The following is an 18421-nucleotide window of genomic DNA, read 5'->3' on the forward strand; positions in this document are numbered from 1 at the left end:
TTGGTGATGGAGGATATTTTTTTGATAATTGAGTTTTTTCTAATGTGAACTTTTTTGATAGATTATATATTAGATTTTTGATATTTCACCTCTTATATGAGTGATATATTTAATATTTTGAAATATATGGGTTTTTAAAATTGATTTAATTAAAATATAGGGTGGATAATGGTTAATAATTTAGATTTGATAAAATCAGAAGTTAATGATTATTTAGATAAGATAGATTTAAAAGAGCTTAAGGTTAAGATTAGAGACTTTAGATCTTTACCGAGACATAAGCTTTCTGATAAAGAGTTAATGGATGAAATATATAAAGTTCTTGAGATAGATAATCATTTTATATTGCAGCCTCATTTACGTACCTATCCTGTAGGAAGTTACTTTTATAGAGTTAGGAAGCTTTCACAATCTAATATTTCAGAATTGAAATCTGTAAATGATTTTTGGAATGCTCCAAAAGAATTAATTACCTCTTATCAACGATTAAACAAACCAAAAGAAAGTTTATTATATACAGCGTTTGATATTGATACAGCAATAATTGAAACTCGTCTAAAGGAAAATGATTTTTTCTGTTTAATGATTTATGAAAATATTAAACCTATCAAAGCTGTTTGCATTGGGACAAGTTTTAGTGATGATTTAAGACTTATAGAAATTGAAGATTTTTTAGCAGAAGAATTTTGTAAACCAGTTGGTATAGGTATAGAGCATTTTTATAGAACATCTGAATTGATAGCGAAGCATTTCTTTGATTTACCATCAGAAGAAGTTCAAGATGCTTGGGAATATCCCTCGGTACAAGATAGAAAGAAGTTGAACATTTGTTTTAGACCTGAATTAGGAAAAAAACTTTTGAAGTTAAATGGCACACTAATTTGTAAATATGGTAGTGAAAATACTTTTGCTCCACTTGCTGTCCAAGATGGCTTTGGAGAGGATTTAAAACCGAATATTTATCATTTTGATGAAAATTTAGTAAAAAAAATTGCTCCTAATTTTCCTGGTGAATACAGAAAAAACCCGTCTTAAGACGGGTTTTCTTTTTCAAAACTGATCAGATCAACCAATCAATTTCTTCATTAATTCATTCACTTGAGCGGGGTTGGCTTTACCCTTAGACGCTTTCATCACTTGACCAACCAGACCGTTGAAAGCTTTCTCTTTACCAGATTTATATTCCTCAACCATCTTTTCATTGGTAGCCAAGACCTCCTTGATGATCGCTTCGATCGCACCTGTATCTGTTTCTTGCTTCAAGCCTTTTTCCGCAATGATCACATCGGCAGTCTTGCCTTCGTCCCACATATAGCCAAAGACTTGCTTGGCGATCTTACCGCTGATCGTGTTATCGACGATGCGTGCAATCATGCCACCCAGTTGCTCGGCAGATACAGGCGATTCGCTCAGCTCTAAGCCTGCTTTGTTCAATGCACCTGAGAATTCACCCATCACCCAGTTAGCAGCGACTTTACCTTGCTTGGCACCACCTGATGAGACAACTACTGCTTCATAGAAGTCCGCCATTTCACGTGATAGCGTCAAGACGTGCGCATCGTATTCCGTCACACCAAATTCACTGACAAAACGCTCACGACGTGCCGCAGGTAGTTCAGGCATTTCCAATTTGATCGCTTCGATTTGTGCATCTGCGATTACCACAGGCAACAAGTCTGGATCAGGGAAGTAACGGTAGTCGTTGGCTTCCTCTTTGGAACGCATTGAGCGAGTTTCCATTTTGTTTGGATCGAACAAACGAGTTTCTTGGTCGATCGTACCGCCGTATTCCAAGATTTCCATTTGACGCTCGATTTCCACATTGATGGCTTGTTCAATGAAGCGGAACGAGTTGATATTTTTCAGTTCACAACGTGTTCCAAATGGCTCATTTGGACGACGTAGCGACACGTTACAGTCGGCACGGAATGAGCCTTCTGCCATGTTGCCGTCTGAGATGCCAAGCCAACGCACAAGAGTGTGAATTGCTTTGACGTAGGCAACCGCTTCGTCCACCGAGCGCATATCAGGTTCTGATACGATCTCGAGTAGCGGTGTGCCTGCACGGTTGAGGTCAATGCCCGACATACCATCAATCGCATCGTGAATCGACTTGCCTGCATCTTCTTCCAAATGTGCACGGGTCACGCCAATGCGCTTCACAGTGCCATCTTCAAGCTGAATGTCGATGTGACCTTTGCCGACGATCGGATTGTCCATTTGGCTGATTTGATAGCCTTTTGGTGAATCAGGGTAGAAGTAGTTTTTACGAGCAAACACAGAGGCTTGGTCGATATACGCATCTATGCCCAAACCAAAACGAATGGCGAGATTGACCACTTCTTTATTCAGTACAGGTAGCACACCCGGCATGGCTAAATCGACAAGGCTTGCTTGGGTATTTGGGTCTTGACCAAACTCAGTTGATGAGCCAGAAAAGATTTTAGAATTGGTCGCCAGTTGCGTGTGGATCTCAATCCCGATCACCACTTCCCAGCCGTCAATAAGATTTGATTTCGGCTTGTTTGCTTTAGCATTGTTCGCCATTACGCATTCTCCTCAGCAATCGCCGCACGTTGGGTGTGGAAGTCGGTGTGTTGTTGATATTGATGAACGATGGAAAGCAGTTGTGACTCTGACCAATAATTCCCAATCAACTGTAAACCAACAGGAAGTTGATCTTGATCAAAACCAACAGGTGCATTGATCGCAGGTAAGCCCGCCAAGTTCACTGCAATGGTATAAATATCACCGAGATACATTTCCACAGGAGTCAAATCCGCACCGATTTTATAAGCTGTGGTTGGCGCAGATGGCGCTGCGATCACATCGACACTTTCAAAGGCTTTTAAGAAATCTTGTTGAATTAAGCGGCGGACTTTTTGTGCTTTGACATAGTACGCATCGTAGTAGCCTGCTGATAGGGCATAAGTACCAATCAAAATACGGCGTTGTACTTCTGCACCAAAGCCTTCTGAACGAGAGCGTTTGTACAGATCGAGAATGTCTTTCGGTTCGTCACAGCGATAACCGTAGCGCACACCGTCATAACGTGACAGATTGGATGAGGCTTCCGCAGGGGCGATCAGGTAGTAGGTCGGCACGTAGGCTTCAGTCATGTTGAGGTCGATCTCAACCAAGATTGCGCCAAGTTCTTCTAATTTTTTCAATGATTCTTCAACACGCACTTTGACATCATTGGATAAGCCATCAACATTAAAATATTGCTTAGGAATACCGATGCGTAAACCATTTAAAGTTGTGTTATCGAGATTTGCGACGTAATCATCGACTGATTTTTCCATCGAAGTCGAGTCTTTGGCATCGTGTCCAGCCATGACATTCATCAAATAGGCGCAGTCTTCGGCTGAACGTGCCATTGGACCGCCTTGATCGAGAGAGGATGCATAAGCGATCATGCCAAAACGAGAAACACGCCCATAAGTTGGTTTTAAACCTGTCAGTCCGCAAAATGACGCAGGCTGACGAATCGAACCGCCTGTATCTGTGCCCGTGGCAAATGGTGCAAGATCAGCCGCAATCACCGCCGCCGAACCACCTGATGAGCCACCCGGAACACGATCAAGCGCCCACGGATTTTTGGTTGCGCCAAAATATGAGGATTCACTGGTCGAGCCCATAGCGAACTCATCCATATTGACTTTGCCCAGTGTGACTAAGCCTGCATCTTTGCCTTTCGCAACGACGGTTGCATCATACGGCGAGATAAAGTTATCCAGTATTTTAGAACCCGCGGTGGTTTTGATGCCTTGGGTACAAAAGATGTCTTTATGCGCAATCGGGATACCCGTCAGTGTCGTTGCATTGCCTGCTTGACGCAGTGCATCGGCTGCATCTGCTTGTGCAAGTGCTTGTTCAGTGGTCACGGTGACATAGGATTGAACTTGGTTGTCGATTTTTGCGATGCGGTTGAGGTAATGTTGCGTCAATTCTCGAGAGGAGAACTTGGCTTGAGCGAGTCCTTCTGAGAGTTCTCGAATAGATAAACGATGTAAGTCAGTCATAACATATTCAATCTGTAATTCAGTAAAAATATAAAAAATGGATTTAATTGGTGATTATTTGTTCGATTTTATTCAATCACACGAGGTACAACATATAAACCATCTTGTGTTTCAGGTGCAACAGCCTGATATTGGTCACGATGATTACTTTCGCTTACAACATCGTCACGTAATGGTTGAGGATGGTCGAATGGGCTTTTCAGTGGCTCAACACCTTCGGTATCGATCCCTTTCATGGTTTCCATCATATCCAAGATTTTATTTAAACTTTGTGCATAATCAACGCATTGCGAGTCATCTAGCGAAAGGCGAGCAAGGTTTGCAATCGCAGAAACTGTTTCGGCATTGAGCTCTTGAGCATGTTTTGCATTGTCAGCAGACATGAGTTCACCTGATCCGTTATCAAAAAATTTCAAAATATCGTGCGTTATAATAAGCGATTGACTTGTTCAAATCATTACATTTCGTTAAAGTTGCCATCTTGAATCTTCACCTGATTGCACAGAGAACACTCGTGATTTTTATGAAACGCATTTTTGGCTGGTTTTCCCCGAATTTAGCCATTGATCTTGGAACTGCCAATACACTGATCTATGCGCCTGAACGTGGCATTATTTTAAATGAACCAACTGTGGTGGCAATTCGCCAAAGTGGTTCACAAAAAATTGTGGCGGCTGTGGGTGAAGATGCAAAGCAAATGCTTGGTCGTACGCCTGCCAATATTTCTGCAATCCGTCCGATGAAAGATGGTGTGATTGCAGATATTGAAGTTACTGAAACTATGTTGCATCAGTTCATTACCAAAGTGAATGAAAGAGGGTTGTTACCAAATCACCCTAAAGTCGTAGTATGTGTGCCATGCAAATCAACTTTGGTGGAACGTCGTGTAATCCGTGAAGCGGTCTATAACGCAGGTGCGCAAGAAGTGCGCTTGATCGAAGAGCCAATGGCTGCGGCGATCGGTGCAGGTATGCCTGTAGAGCAAGCTTGTGGTTCGATGGTGGTCGATATTGGTGGTGGTACAACTGAAATTGCCATTATCTCATTGCAAGGCTGTGTATACGCAGATTCACTACGTGTCGGTGGTGATATGTTTGATGAGCACATCATCAATTATGCACGTAAAGCGCATGGTTGTGTAATCGGTGAAACCACTGCCGAGAAGATCAAAAAAGAAGTTGGCATGGCATTTAATGATGGTAAAGCAGATGAAATTGAAGTGCGAGGACGTAATCTTGCAGAAGGTGTGCCACGCTCCTTTACAATGAATTCTGATGAGGTATTGTCTGCGATTGCTGATCCACTACAAAGTATTGTCAGTGCGGTGAAAACAGCGCTTGAGCAAACTCCACCTGAGTTGTCATCAGACATTGCCGAGCGTGGTATCGTCTTAACAGGTGGTGGCGCACTACTACGTAACTTGGATAAATTGCTTGCACAAGAAACAGGTTTACCTGTAGTGGTCGCTGAAGATCCACTGACTTGTGTTGCTCGTGGTGGTGGGAAGGTGCTCGAATACTTTGATAATCCAAACCATGAAATGTTATTCATTGAGTAAATTCTGACCTTTAACACAGATCAAATAAGGAAATAGACGGTGCACACAATTTTAACTAGACAACCACCGTCTGTTCGTTCATTTATTCTTGCTTTAGTTGTCTGTTTTGTTGCTATTTTTGTCAATTGGCGATTCCCACAAGTCATTCAGCCAGTTCGTGATGTGTTAAAAGTAGGCTATTACCCAATTTATGCTTTGGCAAATTATCCTGTACTTTCAGGCGAATGGATGAAGTTGCAGCTTAAATCTGAGCAAAGCTTACGCCGTGAAAATATTGCACTTCGTGCAGAGCTAGATCAAGCCAAAGTTCGCTTACAAAAACTTTCAGAGCTTTCTGCTGAAAATACGCGCCTTCGAGGTTTGGTTGATACCCCTTTGATTATTGATGGACGCATGTTGATCACCGAAATTATCGGTGTCGATTCCAATCCGTTGAATCACATTATTATCATCAACAAGGGTAGCCGTGATCAATTGCAAGAAGGTCAAACTGTACTTGATGATCAAGGTATTATGGGGCAGATTATTGCAGTTTATCCGCACAGCGCACGAGTGATGCTGCTTTCTGATAAAGATAGTTCTCTGTCTGTGCGTTTGGATCGTACTGGAATGCGTTCGATTGTGTCAGGCAAAGGCGATTATAGTGAACTCGTCATGCAATATGTGCCAAGTAGTGCAGATGTCAAAGTCGGCGACCTTGTCTACAGCTCAGGTTTGGGAGAGCGATATCCAGCAGGATATTTGGTTGGTAAAGTGAAACATATTGAAGTGCCGTCTTCGAGTGAGTTTGCAGATATTACCATTCAACCTTCGGCGCAGCTTTCGAGCGGTCATAATGTTGTTGTGCTGTTTTCCCAAGCATTGTCGAAGGAGCAGCCGAATGGCACTCGCTAAGAAAGAAAATTTTCAAAGTCGTGATCCTCTGATTGCCATTGTCATTTCGGTGATCCTTGCATCTGTGTTCATGGTTTATCCAGTATCTTATTTTTTAAGTGGCTGGCGCCCGATGTTTATGCTTCTAGTCATGTTTTTTTGGGTGATGTGTCAGCCTGCGTGGTGTGGTGTGTGGTTTGCTTTTTTAGTTGGTATTTTTACAGACTTATTAATGGAGTATCCATTAGGTTTAAATGCCATGAGTTTTGTGATGATTGCATTTTTTGCCCGATTTTTTACACGTGAACGTCGTGTCATGACAGAAACAAACCTATGGATAATTACCGTCATAGCCGTTGCATTCCATCTACTTTTGATGTGGTTACTGTTGGTGATGACAGGTAATGAAATGAGCCTAGTTCGGCACTGGCAGACGTTGCTGAGTAGCTCATTGTTGTGGCCAGTAGTGTATTGGGGATTAAAGAAATGGCGAGCCGTGTGATACTCGCCTCGGCATCGCCAAGACGTAAAGAATTATTAGAACAAGTTAATGTCGAGTTTGAAATTTATCCTGCAAATATTGACGAATCACAACACCTAAACGAACACATCGATCAATATGTACAGCGTGTTGCGATTGCCAAAGCACAATATATTTTAAATCAATTTCCAGATGCCATCGTGATCGCTGCTGATACCACGGTTGGTATTGATCAGCATATTTTGACCAAGCCGAACGACGAAGATGATGCACTGCGCATGTGGCGATTGCTTTCAGGGCGAAGTCATCAAGTCAAAACAACCGTAGTGATTGCGAATAAATACAAAATTTTCCATGACACGGTAAGCACCTTAGTTTACTTTAAAGTATTAGATGAAACTGAAATGCGCCAATATTGGCAAACTGGTGAGCCACAAGATAAAGCGGCGGGTTATGCGATTCAGGGACGTGCAGGCGCTTGGGTGACTCGTATTGAAGGAAGTTATAGCAATGTGGTCGGTTTACCCTTGTATGAAACCTTGGCGTTATTGGTAAAGGTACAACAAGATATTTAACTGATATTTATAGATTTGCCAGTTTTAATTTTTATTCTTTATTTTTGGTTTTAGGTCGGGTATGGCGGAAGAGTTATTAATTAATATCACGCCGATGGAGTGTCGTGTGGCACTCATCGAAAATGGCACGGTGAATGAGCTATTTGTTGAGCGTACAGCCAAGCGTGGTTTAGTCGGCAATATTTATAATGGCAAAATTGTCCGTGTACTGCCGGGTATGCAAGCTGCATTTGTTGACATTGGGCAGTCACGTACCGCTTTTTTACACATTAATGATATGGTGTGGCCTCGTGCGCAAACTGCACCAAATATCTTTGAAATGCTACACCCTGGACAAGTCGTTTTAGTCCAAGTCATGAAAGACATGCTCGGGACAAAGGGTGCTCGCCTGACTACCGATCTCTCTATTCCTTCACGCTATTTGGTATTTATGCCTTTTGGCAACCATACAGGTGTATCACAAAAGATCGAACAGGAAGCTGAGCGTGATCGCTTGAGGGAAATGATTGATCGTTTACAAGCAGAACATCAGCTACCCGGTAGTGTGATTGTACGGACAGCGGCTGAAGGCGTCACTGAGCAAGCACTCAGCCAAGATATGGCATATTTGGCCAAGCTGTGGAAATTTATTCAGAAAAATCAAAAAGAAGTTGAAGCAACTGCGCTGATCTTCGAAGAGTTGCCTTTGCCTGAACGAGTGATCCGTGACCTTGCCAATAGTGAAACCCATAAAATCTATGTGGATTCACGTGAAATTTTTACCAAACTTCAAGACTTCGTCGAAAAATTTGTACCGACCATGCAAGGTCGTTTAAACCATTATCCCGGTGAAAAACCACTGTTCGAGTTATATAACGTCGAAGACGATATTCAAAAAGCGCTACGTACTCGTGTTGATCTGAAGTCTGGTGGTTATCTGATGATTGACCAGACTGAGGCGATGACCACCATTGATGTCAATACAGGCTCATATGTTGGTGGGCGTACTCTCGAAGATACGGTATTTAAAACCAATCTTGAAGCAACGCAGATTATCGTTCGTCAACTTCGATTGCGTAATCTTGGCGGGATTATCATCATTGATTTTATCGACATGCAAGAGCAGGCGCATCGTGATGAAGTGATGCGTCTTCTTGAAAAGATGCTTGAGCGCGATCATGCCAAGACGAAGATTACTCAGGTGTCTGAGCTTGGTTTGGTCGAAATGACTCGTAAGCGTACACGAGAGTCTTTGGAACATCTGCTTTGCGAGTCGTGTCCGACTTGTCAGGGACGTGGTTACGTTAAAACTGCAGAGACAGTATGTTACGAAATCTTTCGAGAAATTATGCGATTTGCAAGAGCTTACCAATCGCAGCATGCCTATACCATTGTGGCTCACCCGATGGTGATTGATCGCCTATTGACCTCAGAGGCTTCTGCTGTGGCGGATTTGGAGCATTTTATTGATCGTGTGATCAAGTTCCAAGTTGAAAACTTATACACTCAAGAGCAGTACGATATCATCTTGAGTTAGCATAATCTTCCAAGCTGTAACAAATTGCGATAATTGTTTGTTACAACTGGAGTTTTACTTTTTATCGTCGCTCCTCAATACTGTAATCATCGTCAATCTAGCCAGCAAAACAACTTTTAAGTGTTTTAAAAGTTGAGTTTGAAAGCCAATGAGGTGAATACTATGGGTGCAACGAAAACGCTATTAAAAACAGGCGCAACGGCGATTGAACTTACTCGTGTAAATCGTTGTTATATGGTGTCTGAGTCAGGCGAAGAAGTTCGTGTGACTAAAGAAATGATTCAAATGGCATGCTCGCAACTGCTATCACGTTGTCGTAAATAATTATTTTGATGCTTTGCTGATTCTATTTTTAATCATCTCCTATGAATAGGATACTCCCACAAGTAAAAATCAAAATAGAGTAGAACAACTCAACGCTATACGTTATCAATTAATAAAAACGCCAGTGAAATATCACTGGCGTTTTTGCATAGAGGTGATATCAACTCAACAGCGTGATATTTTCCTCAAGCTGTGGTTTTTAAGTTATCTTGATAGGTAATCTGACACATCTGCTCGAAAGTTTGGATTTCATCTTCAAGCAAAGTAAGCAAGTTTTGCATACTTGGTAAAGCTTGACGGCAGGCTGTTAAACCGACTTCGAGCTTATCTAAGTAACTTGTCATGGTAATGTTGAGCGCCTGACCATCCAATACAATAGATACAGGATAGAGCGCATCGAGTACCGCACCATTCCAATATAATGGCTCTTTTGGACCTGGAACGTTGGAAATCACGAGATTGAAGGCTTGATTCTTTGGCATCAAACCAGACAGCATGTTCACACCGGCAGGGCCATAGACTAGCGCACTGTAGTTGAAGATTTGCTGTGTTGTCATGCGCTTAAAGCGGTCTTTGGCATTTTGCATACTGCGCTGAATGATGGCAATACGATCAAGCGGGCTGGCTTTGTGAGTCGCAAGATTCGCCAAAATCATCGTGATGCTATTACCTGTATTCGAATCATCAGAACGTAACGATGCAGGTACCATAGCAATCAACGGACGCTTTGGTAGTTGATTAATGGACAATAAATAAGATCGAATCGCACCCGAGCAAACGGCAAGTACCACATCATTAATCGTGGTGTGTAAGCACGTCGCAATATTGCGGAAGCGTTGCAACTCAAAAGACTGCGCTGCAAAACGGCGTGATGAACTGACACGTTGATTCAAAATCGACGCTGGCGCTTGAGACGTTGATACATAATCAGGATTTTTACCACGCTCTTTGGTGAATGCTTGATAAAGCTCTTTTGATACGATGGGCGCAGCTTGGAATTGCGACTTTGCAAATTTCGCAATTGATTTGATCGTATTCACTGGTTTTGGTTCAGGGCGTTTGAGCTGATTATTTCGTACACTCCACGGCGGGACAATAGTTTCCGTTGGGGAGTGGGAAAGTGACTTTTCAATCAAACGCATACCTGCCACACCATCAATCATCGCATGATGGATTTTAAAATACATGGCAAAGCGATTGCCTTCGATCCCTTCGATGATATGGCATGTCCACAGTGGTTTTGCACGATCAATCAAGGCACTATGCTCTTGAGAAATATAGGTTAAGAGCTCACGAATACGACCTGGTGCAGGTAATGAAATATGGCGGAAGTGATGATCTAGATCGAACTCTTGATCGACATCCCAAAATAGACCGCTGAGAACTTGATTAAATGGTGCAACAGGTGGTGCTTTCGAGCGACGGATGTCCTGAACAATATCGTGAATGAAGCTAGTTGGCGCACTCTCTGGTAATTTAAATAAAAATAATCCACCGACATGCATCGGTTGTTGCCTTTTTTCTAAAGACAAAAAAATAAAATCAATAGGATTGAGTGGTCTCATACTTATGCGCCTTATATCCTGAAAAAGCTATCCCTAAGAATTATTAGTAAATTCCATTTTACCTATCCATACTAGCATAGGCAGATTGAAAGTGAATAGCAATAAAGCTTGATAGACCAACCATTCACCATAAAAAAAGCCACTTCAAGTGGCTTTTAATGTAAGAAAATTCATCAAACAAAATTTGTGACCTATTTCACTGAACTTAGTGGCTTAAATGCAAACCACATTCACGGTGTTCTTCACCTTTGGTTGGGTCAAAATAATCTTCATTATCAGGCAAATTGTGTTTTTGCATATATTCCCAAAGGTCTTTTGATGTCCATTTGAGTAGAGGAGCAACTTTGATTAAGCCGTCTGAATTGATACTGACAGCGTCCATCTCGGCACGAACAGCGGTATCCGTTGCACGTAATGCAGTAAACCAAACTTGAGGTGCAAGCTCGGATAAAGCACGCTCGAATGGCTCTAGCTTTACTTCGGCAGTAAATGCTTGATGTTTTGGATCATCAAGTGCAGGGACTTCGCCATCAATTGCTTCACGATGTGCACGAGATCGTTTCGGTAGATATGTGGTGAGATTTAAATTCAATAATTTACTGATTTCATCGACATATTTATAGGTGGTTTCGGTGTTATAACCATTATCCATCCACACCACTTGAATGTCAGGCTTGCGCTGCGTGATCATGTGTAAGATCACCGCTTCGAAAGGACGAAAGTTGGTGGTGATAATTGCTTTTTGATCAAGGCTCAGTGCCCATTCAACGATTTTTTCAGCGTCATTATTTAAGTCGCTATTAATCTGTGCGATATCTAAATCTAAACTCATGGCAAATTTCTCTAAAATAATTGCAATAATCAATAGGGTGTTATTGAGGCTTAGTATAGGAGTATTCAAGGCAATACACTAGAAAAATGCGAAAACCACACAAAGTAACGCCGACGTAAAGCCAAGCCTAGACAAATCAAAGACGCTAGAAAAGCGCCGAAATGACATCTCATTTTTGCAGACTAATGTTAAACTAACGCCAAATTTTTAATCATCGTATACGTTGGAGCATACATGGAAATCGTTTGTTTAGACCTTGAAGGCGTTTTGGTACCAGAGATTTGGATCAACTTTGCAAAAAAGACAGGCATTAAAGAATTAGAAGCCACCACACGTGATATTCCTGACTATGATGTGTTAATGACACAACGCTTAAATATTTTAAAAGAACATAATCTCGGTATTCATGATATTCAGGAAGTGATTGCTGAGATGGGACCATTCGAAGGTGCAAAAGAGTTTGTGGAATGGGTGCGTACCCATTTTCAATTGATCATTCTGTCAGATACTTTTTATGAATTTGCACATCCATTGATGAAACAATTGGGTTGGCCAACGATCTTTTGTCATAAGCTTGAAGTCAACGATCAAGGCATGATTACAGATTACAAACTGCGTCAAGCTGATCCAAAGCGTCAATCTGTCAAAGCACTACATACTTTGAACTATAAAATCATTGCAGCAGGGGATTCGTATAACGATACTACGATGCTTGGTGAAGCAGATCATGGATTCTTATTCGATGCGCCCGATAATGTGATTGCAGAATTTCCACAGTTCCCTGCACTCAATGGTTATGAAGCATTAAAGCAAGCGATTCGCTCTGTTTCTGCTCGTGATATTCCAAACTAAAACGATTTTTTTGGTATGGGACACAGTATAAAGAAAAAGGAGCAATTCAATTGCTCCTTTTTTATGGTTTTTTCTAAATCAAGTGATTAGAAACGGTAACCGAGTTTTAAGCCATAAGCGATCGCAGTGTTGTCTTCAAACTCAGCGACGTATTCATCACCGCCAGATTGAGCGCCTGTTTGTGCTTGAGCATCACCCAACCAGAAGTATTTTGCACCAGCTTGTACAAAATAATTAGGTGCAGGGCTATATTGAACACCTAGACCCACATTCCAGTAACCTTCTGTAGGGCCTAAAGTTGAAACAGGATTGCCTGCGCCACTATCCCAGCCAACTGAAACGCTACCTGACCATAGATCATTCAGTTTACGACCTACACCAACATTGGCAGAGATTTGATCTTCTGAGTATTCAACAAGATTAAAGCCGTCAGGACGACCAACTAAAGGACCAACAGCTTCAGATACTAAACCAAATTTGTATGGACGAATCGAGAAGTTTGACCAGTCTACCCAACGAATTTGTGCAAATGCAACAGTGTTCGCCATGATGCCTGATTGAAGATCAAGGTTAACAGATTGCGGTGTAGTGATTTCAGTCTGACCAGATGCTGCTGCAATTGCTGCTGCTGCAGCACCACCTGAGCTACCTAATAATGCTAATGCAGGCAATGTAGGGATTGACTCAATAACATTTGCATCGTAATCAATTTCTGAGCGATAAGTTACAGATGCTTTTAAAGCGATCTCTGGAATTTGGTAAGCCATACCAGCCAACCAACCCCAACCATTTTCTTTTCCAATTGTTGCATCGTAGCCATTATATAGGCTATATGCTTGACCACGAAGGCTTACGCGACCTTCAAGTTGTTGGAAAACTGGACCTGCGTAGAAGTTCCAGTTCTCGGTTGGTTGGAAACCAAACAAGAAGCTTAAGTTTTCTGTTTTAACTTTAACATCAGTTGCACCAGTACCTAATAAAGCATTTACACCAGAGATACCTGCTGCAACCTGTTGTGCAATCGCAGCACGAACAGCAGTATTGATGGTATCAGCTGTTGCTCCACCTGCGTTATATGCTGCTAATGTTGCAGCATACTGAGCTTGACCGGCTGCACTTGTTAAGTCAACACCTTGAGCATTTAATGCAGCACCAACAATTTGTGCGGCTGTTAAATTATTAAATTCAGATTCAACTCGTGCCGCACCAATAGCAGCAAGTTGATCTGCACCTAAGATGGTATTTGTGCTGTCAGATACAAAGATATTTTGACCTTCATATTTTGCATCAGCTCCAAAAGGTTGATCATACAAAATACCAAAAGAAAAATTACTGGTAGGCTGTACTTTGATTGCTGCTGCACCAAAGACATAGTCTTTCGCCATGTCATCGATTTCGCGCGTAGTTGTAGATGTACCTGCTTCACGACCTTCAACAGTTGGGGCTAAGATTGAGATGCTTGCTTCAGCGTAGTTATTTGGTTGCAAGAAAGCAGAAACTGATTGTCCTGAACGATCTAGTGCTGCTGCGAAAGCGCCAGTTACAGGAAGTGCACATGCAAGTGCGGCAGTGAGAGTCTTGATTTTCATTATCATCAATCCATGAGACCTAAGTTAAACTTAAAATAGCTTATAAAAACCAATATTAATGAGGAGTTTATAAGTTATGTATTCGTGATGTTTCACTCATGTAATTACTATAACTGAACTTTCATAAAAAACTAAGGAAAATGTAGAAAAAGCCAATGTTTTTTTATATCAAATTGATATTTATATATATTTAATAAAAACTCATTAGTGCAAAAATAAGACTTGAATGTCAAGAGTTGTTAAATTTATTGAAAATGAGAGTTTATACGCATAATTTTAAGGTGATTTATGTGTAATTTGTGGGGAAATTAATCAGAACTGCAAAAGATTTGTTGCACTTGTAACGGTTTGTTTTGGAAATAAGCTTGATTTTCACACCAAATGAGTTGTTCGTTACAAAACCATTGTACGGCTTGCGGATAGATTTGATGTTCTAAAGGATGAATGCGAGTAGCGAGTGATTCAGCTGTATCCGAATGTCGAACCTCTAAAACAGCTTGTATGATGGCTTGACCTGCATCTAGTTCTGCAGTGACAAAATGCACAGTGCAACCGTGAAAACGGTCACCAGTGTTGAGCACTCGTTGATGGGTGTGCATGCCTTTATAGTGAGGGAGTAGGGAAGGGTGGATGTTCAGCATCCGACCTTGCCATTGACTCACAAAATCACTGGATAGGATTCGCATAAATCCAGCAAGAACCACGAGATCAACATCCCAATCGAGCAGTTGCTGATGCATCTGTTGATCAAAACTTTCCCGAGTAGGAAAGTTTTTGTGGGAAATGATTGCAGTATCAATATTGGCTTGTTGGGCGCGTGTCAGCGCATAAGCATTGGCTTTGTTGCTTAGTACACCAACTATTTTGCCCTTGCCGAGTTGCCCTTGAAGTTCGGCATCAATTAAGGCTTGCAGGTTACTACCGCTTCCTGAAACCAAAACTGCAATACGTTTCATCTTAAAACGAATACCAATTTTTTATTTTATTGAAAGACCACACGGATTTTTTCATCGGCATCTTTAACTGATGCGGCGTCGGCTTCAATCGTACCAATTTCCCATGCAGATTCGCCTTGCGCATTCAAGATCTCAATGGTTTTATCGGCATCAGTCGCATCCACAGCGATGACCATGCCTACGCCACAGTTAAAGGTGCGATACATTTCAAATTGTTCAACTTGCCCTTCAGCTTGTAAAAGTTTGAACAATGTAGGCCATTGCCAAGAGCTTTCATCAATCGTTGCACGTAAGCCGTCTGGTAAAACACGTGGTACGTTGCCTGGTAGACCACCGCCTGTGATATGCGCCATCGCATGCACATCAACTTGTTTGCATAGTTCAAGCACTGGCTTGACATAAATACGAGTTGGTTCCATCACCACTTCACTGAGTAATTTGCCGTCTACTTGGGTATTTAAGTCAATATTTTTGACATCAATGATTTTGCGAAGCAATGAGTAACCGTTTGAATGCGCACCACTTGAAGCTAGACCGATAAGCACATCGCCTGCTTTCACTTTGGTGCCATCAATAATTTTGCTGTGTTCAACCACACCGACTGAAAAACCTGCAAGGTCGTAATCTTCACCTTCGTACATTCCCGGCATTTCAGCTGTTTCACCGCCGACGAGTGCACATCCTGCAAGTTCACAGCCTTTACCAATACCTGTCACGACATTGGCAGCAACGTCAACATTTAAATGACCTGTTGCATAGTAGTCGAGGAAGAATAAAGGCTCCGCACCAGTTACCAGTAGATCGTTGACGCACATTGCCACCAAGTCTTGTCCGATGGTGTCATGTTTGTTGAGTTGTAGTGCAAGGCGTAGTTTAGTCCCTACACCATCTGTACCTGAAACAAGGACAGGCTCTTCATAGCCTTTTGGAATTTTACACAATGCGCCAAAACCACCGAGTCCACCCATCACTTCTGGGCGAGTTGTGCGTTTTGCGACAGATTTGATTCGCTCGACGAGTAAGTCGCCAGCTTCGATGTCTACACCAGCATCTTTATAGCTTAAGCCTGTGCTTGAATTGGTGTTTGAATTTGAAGTTGAGTTGCTCATAAGTGAAGTCTCCGCATTGGTGGCTGATTATACCTGAATATACGAAATTCTTATGATTTTTCTTGCATAAAATGCTATCTTTTTCTTAAAAATTGGTTTCGTTAAAAGAAAACAACTACCGATGCCACCCCGATCTCTTAGGAAATGTTGACGATGCATGATTTGGTGTTGAAAAGAGTGTTCATACTCGCTGGTGTAGCACTGTTTATTTATTTGCTTTACTTGCTTCTCCCAGTTGTTATTCCATTTTTGATTGCATTTTTAGTGGCATATCTATTTAGTCCACTTGTAGATCGTATGCTTCGTTTGGGTTTTCCAAGATGGCTAGCGATTACCTCGGTATTTTTAATTATCATCGTGGGCTTGGTCTTGGTAGGCTGGTTCTTAGTGCCCATGATTTGGGCACAGTTGATCTATGCTCGGGATCACATTCCAGAGTCAATTGCTTGGATTAATGGTACATTTTTGCCGTGGCTTTCAGATACCTTTAATTTGGTCGAAATGGAGCTCAATACCGATGAGATGACAGCGGTGGCGATGGAGTATATTCAGACCAATTATAGTGTGGATAATCTGCAAGATGTGGCACTGCGTTTGGCTCAATCAGGGCTAAATTTTATTCAAATCGGTGGCATGTTTGTTTTAATCCCGATCATTACTTTTTACTTCCTGCTTGATTGGGACAAGATGCTTAAACATATGCAACGTGCAATTCCTCGTCCATTTGAAAGCAGTGTCATCGGTATCGCCAAAGAGTGTAATCAAGTGCTTGGTGCCTTTGTGAAAGGGCAGTTTTTGGTGATGATTTTACTTGGGATTGTTTATGCTGTTGGATTGCAGTTGATCGGCATTGAAGTGGGCTTGATCATCGGTATTGTTGCAGGGCTTGCCAGTATTATTCCCTATCTTGGTTTTGCTGTGGGAATTATCGCGGCTGTGGTTGCTTCCTTATTGCAATTTGGTGTCGATTGGATGCAGTTATTCCTTGTTCTTGTGGTCTTTATGATCGGTCAGGCGATTGAAGGTTATGTGTTACAGCCTTTCTTATTAGGCGATAAAATAGGCTTATCACCTGTTGCTGTTGTTTTTGCGGTGTTGGCGGGTGCGCAGTTGCTCGGATTTGCAGGAATGTTAATTGCCTTACCAGTCGCAGCAGTGATCGTGGTCTTGCTTAGACATCTACGTGATAGCTATGAGCAAAGTGTGTGGTATGGGGCGGATCAGATCAGGCTATCTGAGCAATTCAGTGATATGGAATTATTGTCATCACAAGATCCTCAGCTTGGCGATCAGTTGGCAAATCATACATCGAAGCAACAAGCGAAGAGTGGCGTGGAGAATAATGCTGAATCAATAGTAGACTCAGATTCTAACTCGACAAAAGCTGATGATTCAAAAGCATAAGGCTAAATAATGCGAACTGAGTGTGCTTGCCTATGCGCCAATTAAAGCTAGATATTGAACCACACTTGGATGCACAAATCAGTGATTTTGCAGGTCCAAGTTGGGGTTCGACCATTGATAGTGTGCGTCAATTTCATGCAGGTTTAATTCGGCAGCTATTTATCTATGGTGATGCAGGTTCAGGCAAATCACATTTGCTGAGTGCAATCTGTGACTCGTACTCAGATGTTGGTAAACGAGCGATTCGAGTGCCTTTATTGGGATTGTTAGATGCACCAGTAGAGGCGATTCAAGCATTAGAGCACTACGATGTTGTAGCACTCGATGATATCGAAGCAACGCATGGGGTGATGGCTTGGCAACGTGCTATTTTTCACCTAATCAACCAAAGTTATGAAAGCCAGACTCAGTTGGTCTTTTCTTCACGCTTGGCACCAATGTCATTGCGGTTACAGTTTCCTGATCTGCAATCTCGTTTGAATCAGTCGGTAAGCATTCGTGTGCCTGATGGTAGTTCATATGAAGACCGATACGCTTTACTTGTTGCAGTTACGCAACGACGGAGTTGGCAATTTCAAGCGCCGATTATCGACTATCTTTTGCAATATGGTCCGAAACAAACAAATAGCCTACTTGCAACTTTGGATCGCATCGAACAAGTGCTACAAGGTGAAAAAACTAAATTATCAAATCTGCGCCTAAAACAAATATTTGCGCTCATAGATCAGTATTCAGACTAAAAGCACTTACAAATTGGGCTTG

At 41.9% G+C, this 18421-nt stretch carries 18 protein-coding genes; 10 read left to right on the forward strand and 8 right to left on the reverse strand.

The window, feature by feature from the left end:
- Positions 1 to 168 precede the first annotated feature (168 nt).
- A complete protein-coding gene (locus MKI79_RS04400; protein WP_241570850.1) occupies positions 169 to 1035 on the forward strand; it encodes a hypothetical protein in 867 nt (288 codons plus the stop codon).
- Between the two features lie 30 nt (positions 1036 to 1065).
- Here the strand turns inward: MKI79_RS04400 and gatB are convergent, their stop codons facing one another.
- The 3 genes from gatB to gatC all read right to left on the reverse strand — a co-directional run bounded on the left by gatB (position 1066) and on the right by gatC (position 4408).
- Complete coding sequence (gene gatB / locus MKI79_RS04405) at positions 1066 to 2547, reverse strand: Asp-tRNA(Asn)/Glu-tRNA(Gln) amidotransferase subunit GatB (protein WP_241570851.1); 1482 nt, start codon at positions 2545 to 2547, stop codon at positions 1066 to 1068.
- Positions 2547 to 4025, reverse strand: a complete 1479-nt coding sequence (gene gatA / locus MKI79_RS04410; RefSeq protein ID WP_241570852.1) for an Asp-tRNA(Asn)/Glu-tRNA(Gln) amidotransferase subunit GatA — start codon at positions 4023 to 4025, stop codon at positions 2547 to 2549. Before gatA ends, gatB begins: the two co-directional genes overlap by 1 nt.
- A gap of 68 nt (positions 4026 to 4093) precedes the next feature.
- Entirely contained in the window at positions 4094 to 4408 is a 315-nt protein-coding gene (gene gatC, locus MKI79_RS04415) for an Asp-tRNA(Asn)/Glu-tRNA(Gln) amidotransferase subunit GatC (RefSeq protein WP_241570853.1), read from the reverse strand.
- 140 nt (positions 4409 to 4548) lie between these two features.
- Between gatC and MKI79_RS04420 the strand changes: the two genes are divergently transcribed.
- From MKI79_RS04420 to MKI79_RS04445, 6 genes are all read left to right on the forward strand, one after another.
- Positions 4549 to 5583 (forward strand): rod shape-determining protein, encoded by a 1035-nt coding sequence (locus MKI79_RS04420; RefSeq protein WP_241570854.1) that lies wholly within the window; start codon positions 4549 to 4551, stop codon positions 5581 to 5583.
- 39 nt (positions 5584 to 5622) lie between these two features.
- Complete coding sequence (mreC, locus tag MKI79_RS04425; protein ID WP_241570855.1) at positions 5623 to 6477, forward strand: rod shape-determining protein MreC; 855 nt, start codon at positions 5623 to 5625, stop codon at positions 6475 to 6477.
- The gene (gene mreD, locus MKI79_RS04430) at positions 6464 to 6958 is read left to right on the forward strand and encodes a rod shape-determining protein MreD (RefSeq protein ID WP_241570856.1); all 495 of its coding nucleotides are present in this window, start codon (positions 6464 to 6466) and stop codon (positions 6956 to 6958) included. Before mreC ends, mreD begins: the two co-directional genes overlap by 14 nt.
- Positions 6943 to 7512 carry a Maf family protein gene (locus tag MKI79_RS04435; RefSeq protein ID WP_241570857.1) on the forward strand — a complete coding sequence of 190 codons (570 nt, stop codon included), beginning with the start codon at positions 6943 to 6945 and terminating at the stop codon, positions 7510 to 7512. The genes mreD and MKI79_RS04435 overlap by 16 nt, the downstream gene beginning before the upstream one ends.
- A 61-nt stretch (positions 7513 to 7573) precedes the next feature.
- Positions 7574 to 9028: a ribonuclease G gene (rng, locus tag MKI79_RS04440; RefSeq protein WP_241570858.1), complete on the forward strand. Its 1455-nt coding sequence runs from the start codon at positions 7574 to 7576 to the stop codon at positions 9026 to 9028.
- Positions 9029 to 9190: 162 nt separating this feature from the next.
- Positions 9191 to 9352: a PA1571 family protein gene (locus tag MKI79_RS04445; RefSeq protein WP_241570859.1), complete on the forward strand. Its 162-nt coding sequence runs from the start codon at positions 9191 to 9193 to the stop codon at positions 9350 to 9352.
- A gap of 185 nt (positions 9353 to 9537) precedes the next feature.
- Here the strand turns inward: MKI79_RS04445 and MKI79_RS04450 are convergent, their stop codons facing one another.
- On the reverse strand, positions 9538 to 10917 hold the full coding sequence (locus MKI79_RS04450) for a WS/DGAT/MGAT family O-acyltransferase (RefSeq protein ID WP_241570860.1): 1380 nt from the start codon (positions 10915 to 10917) through the stop codon (positions 9538 to 9540).
- Between the two features lie 205 nt (positions 10918 to 11122).
- Positions 11123 to 11749, reverse strand: coding sequence for a phosphoadenosine phosphosulfate reductase domain-containing protein (locus MKI79_RS04455; protein WP_241570861.1), 627 nt, complete (start codon positions 11747 to 11749; stop codon positions 11123 to 11125).
- A gap of 234 nt (positions 11750 to 11983) precedes the next feature.
- On the opposite strand from MKI79_RS04455, the gene thrH reads away from it, so the two are divergent.
- Entirely contained in the window at positions 11984 to 12601 is a 618-nt protein-coding gene (thrH, locus tag MKI79_RS04460; protein WP_241570862.1) for a bifunctional phosphoserine phosphatase/homoserine phosphotransferase ThrH, read from the forward strand.
- Between the two features lie 86 nt (positions 12602 to 12687).
- Here thrH and MKI79_RS04465 read toward each other — a convergent pair whose 3' ends face one another.
- The 3 genes from MKI79_RS04465 to purM all read right to left on the reverse strand — a co-directional run bounded on the left by MKI79_RS04465 (position 12688) and on the right by purM (position 16255).
- Positions 12688 to 14190 carry a long-chain fatty acid transporter gene (locus tag MKI79_RS04465; protein ID WP_241570863.1) on the reverse strand — a complete coding sequence of 501 codons (1503 nt, stop codon included), beginning with the start codon at positions 14188 to 14190 and terminating at the stop codon, positions 12688 to 12690.
- 308 nt (positions 14191 to 14498) lie between these two features.
- A complete protein-coding gene (gene purN / locus MKI79_RS04470) occupies positions 14499 to 15146 on the reverse strand; it encodes a phosphoribosylglycinamide formyltransferase (protein ID WP_241570864.1) in 648 nt (215 codons plus the stop codon).
- A 26-nt stretch (positions 15147 to 15172) separates the two neighbouring features.
- The gene (gene purM, locus MKI79_RS04475) at positions 15173 to 16255 is read right to left on the reverse strand and encodes a phosphoribosylformylglycinamidine cyclo-ligase (RefSeq protein WP_241570865.1); all 1083 of its coding nucleotides are present in this window, start codon (positions 16253 to 16255) and stop codon (positions 15173 to 15175) included.
- Between the two features lie 153 nt (positions 16256 to 16408).
- Here purM and MKI79_RS04480 point away from each other — a divergent pair, with 153 nt between their 5' ends.
- A complete protein-coding gene (locus MKI79_RS04480) occupies positions 16409 to 17659 on the forward strand; it encodes an AI-2E family transporter (protein ID WP_241570866.1) in 1251 nt (416 codons plus the stop codon).
- A 32-nt stretch (positions 17660 to 17691) separates the two neighbouring features.
- Positions 17692 to 18399, forward strand: coding sequence for a DnaA ATPase domain-containing protein (locus MKI79_RS04485; protein WP_241570867.1), 708 nt, complete (start codon positions 17692 to 17694; stop codon positions 18397 to 18399).
- The last annotated feature ends 22 nt before the right edge of the window (positions 18400 to 18421 follow it).

This window comes from Acinetobacter sedimenti (genome assembly GCF_022601685.1).
Taxonomy (GTDB): Bacteria; Pseudomonadota; Gammaproteobacteria; order Pseudomonadales; family Moraxellaceae; genus Acinetobacter; species Acinetobacter sedimenti.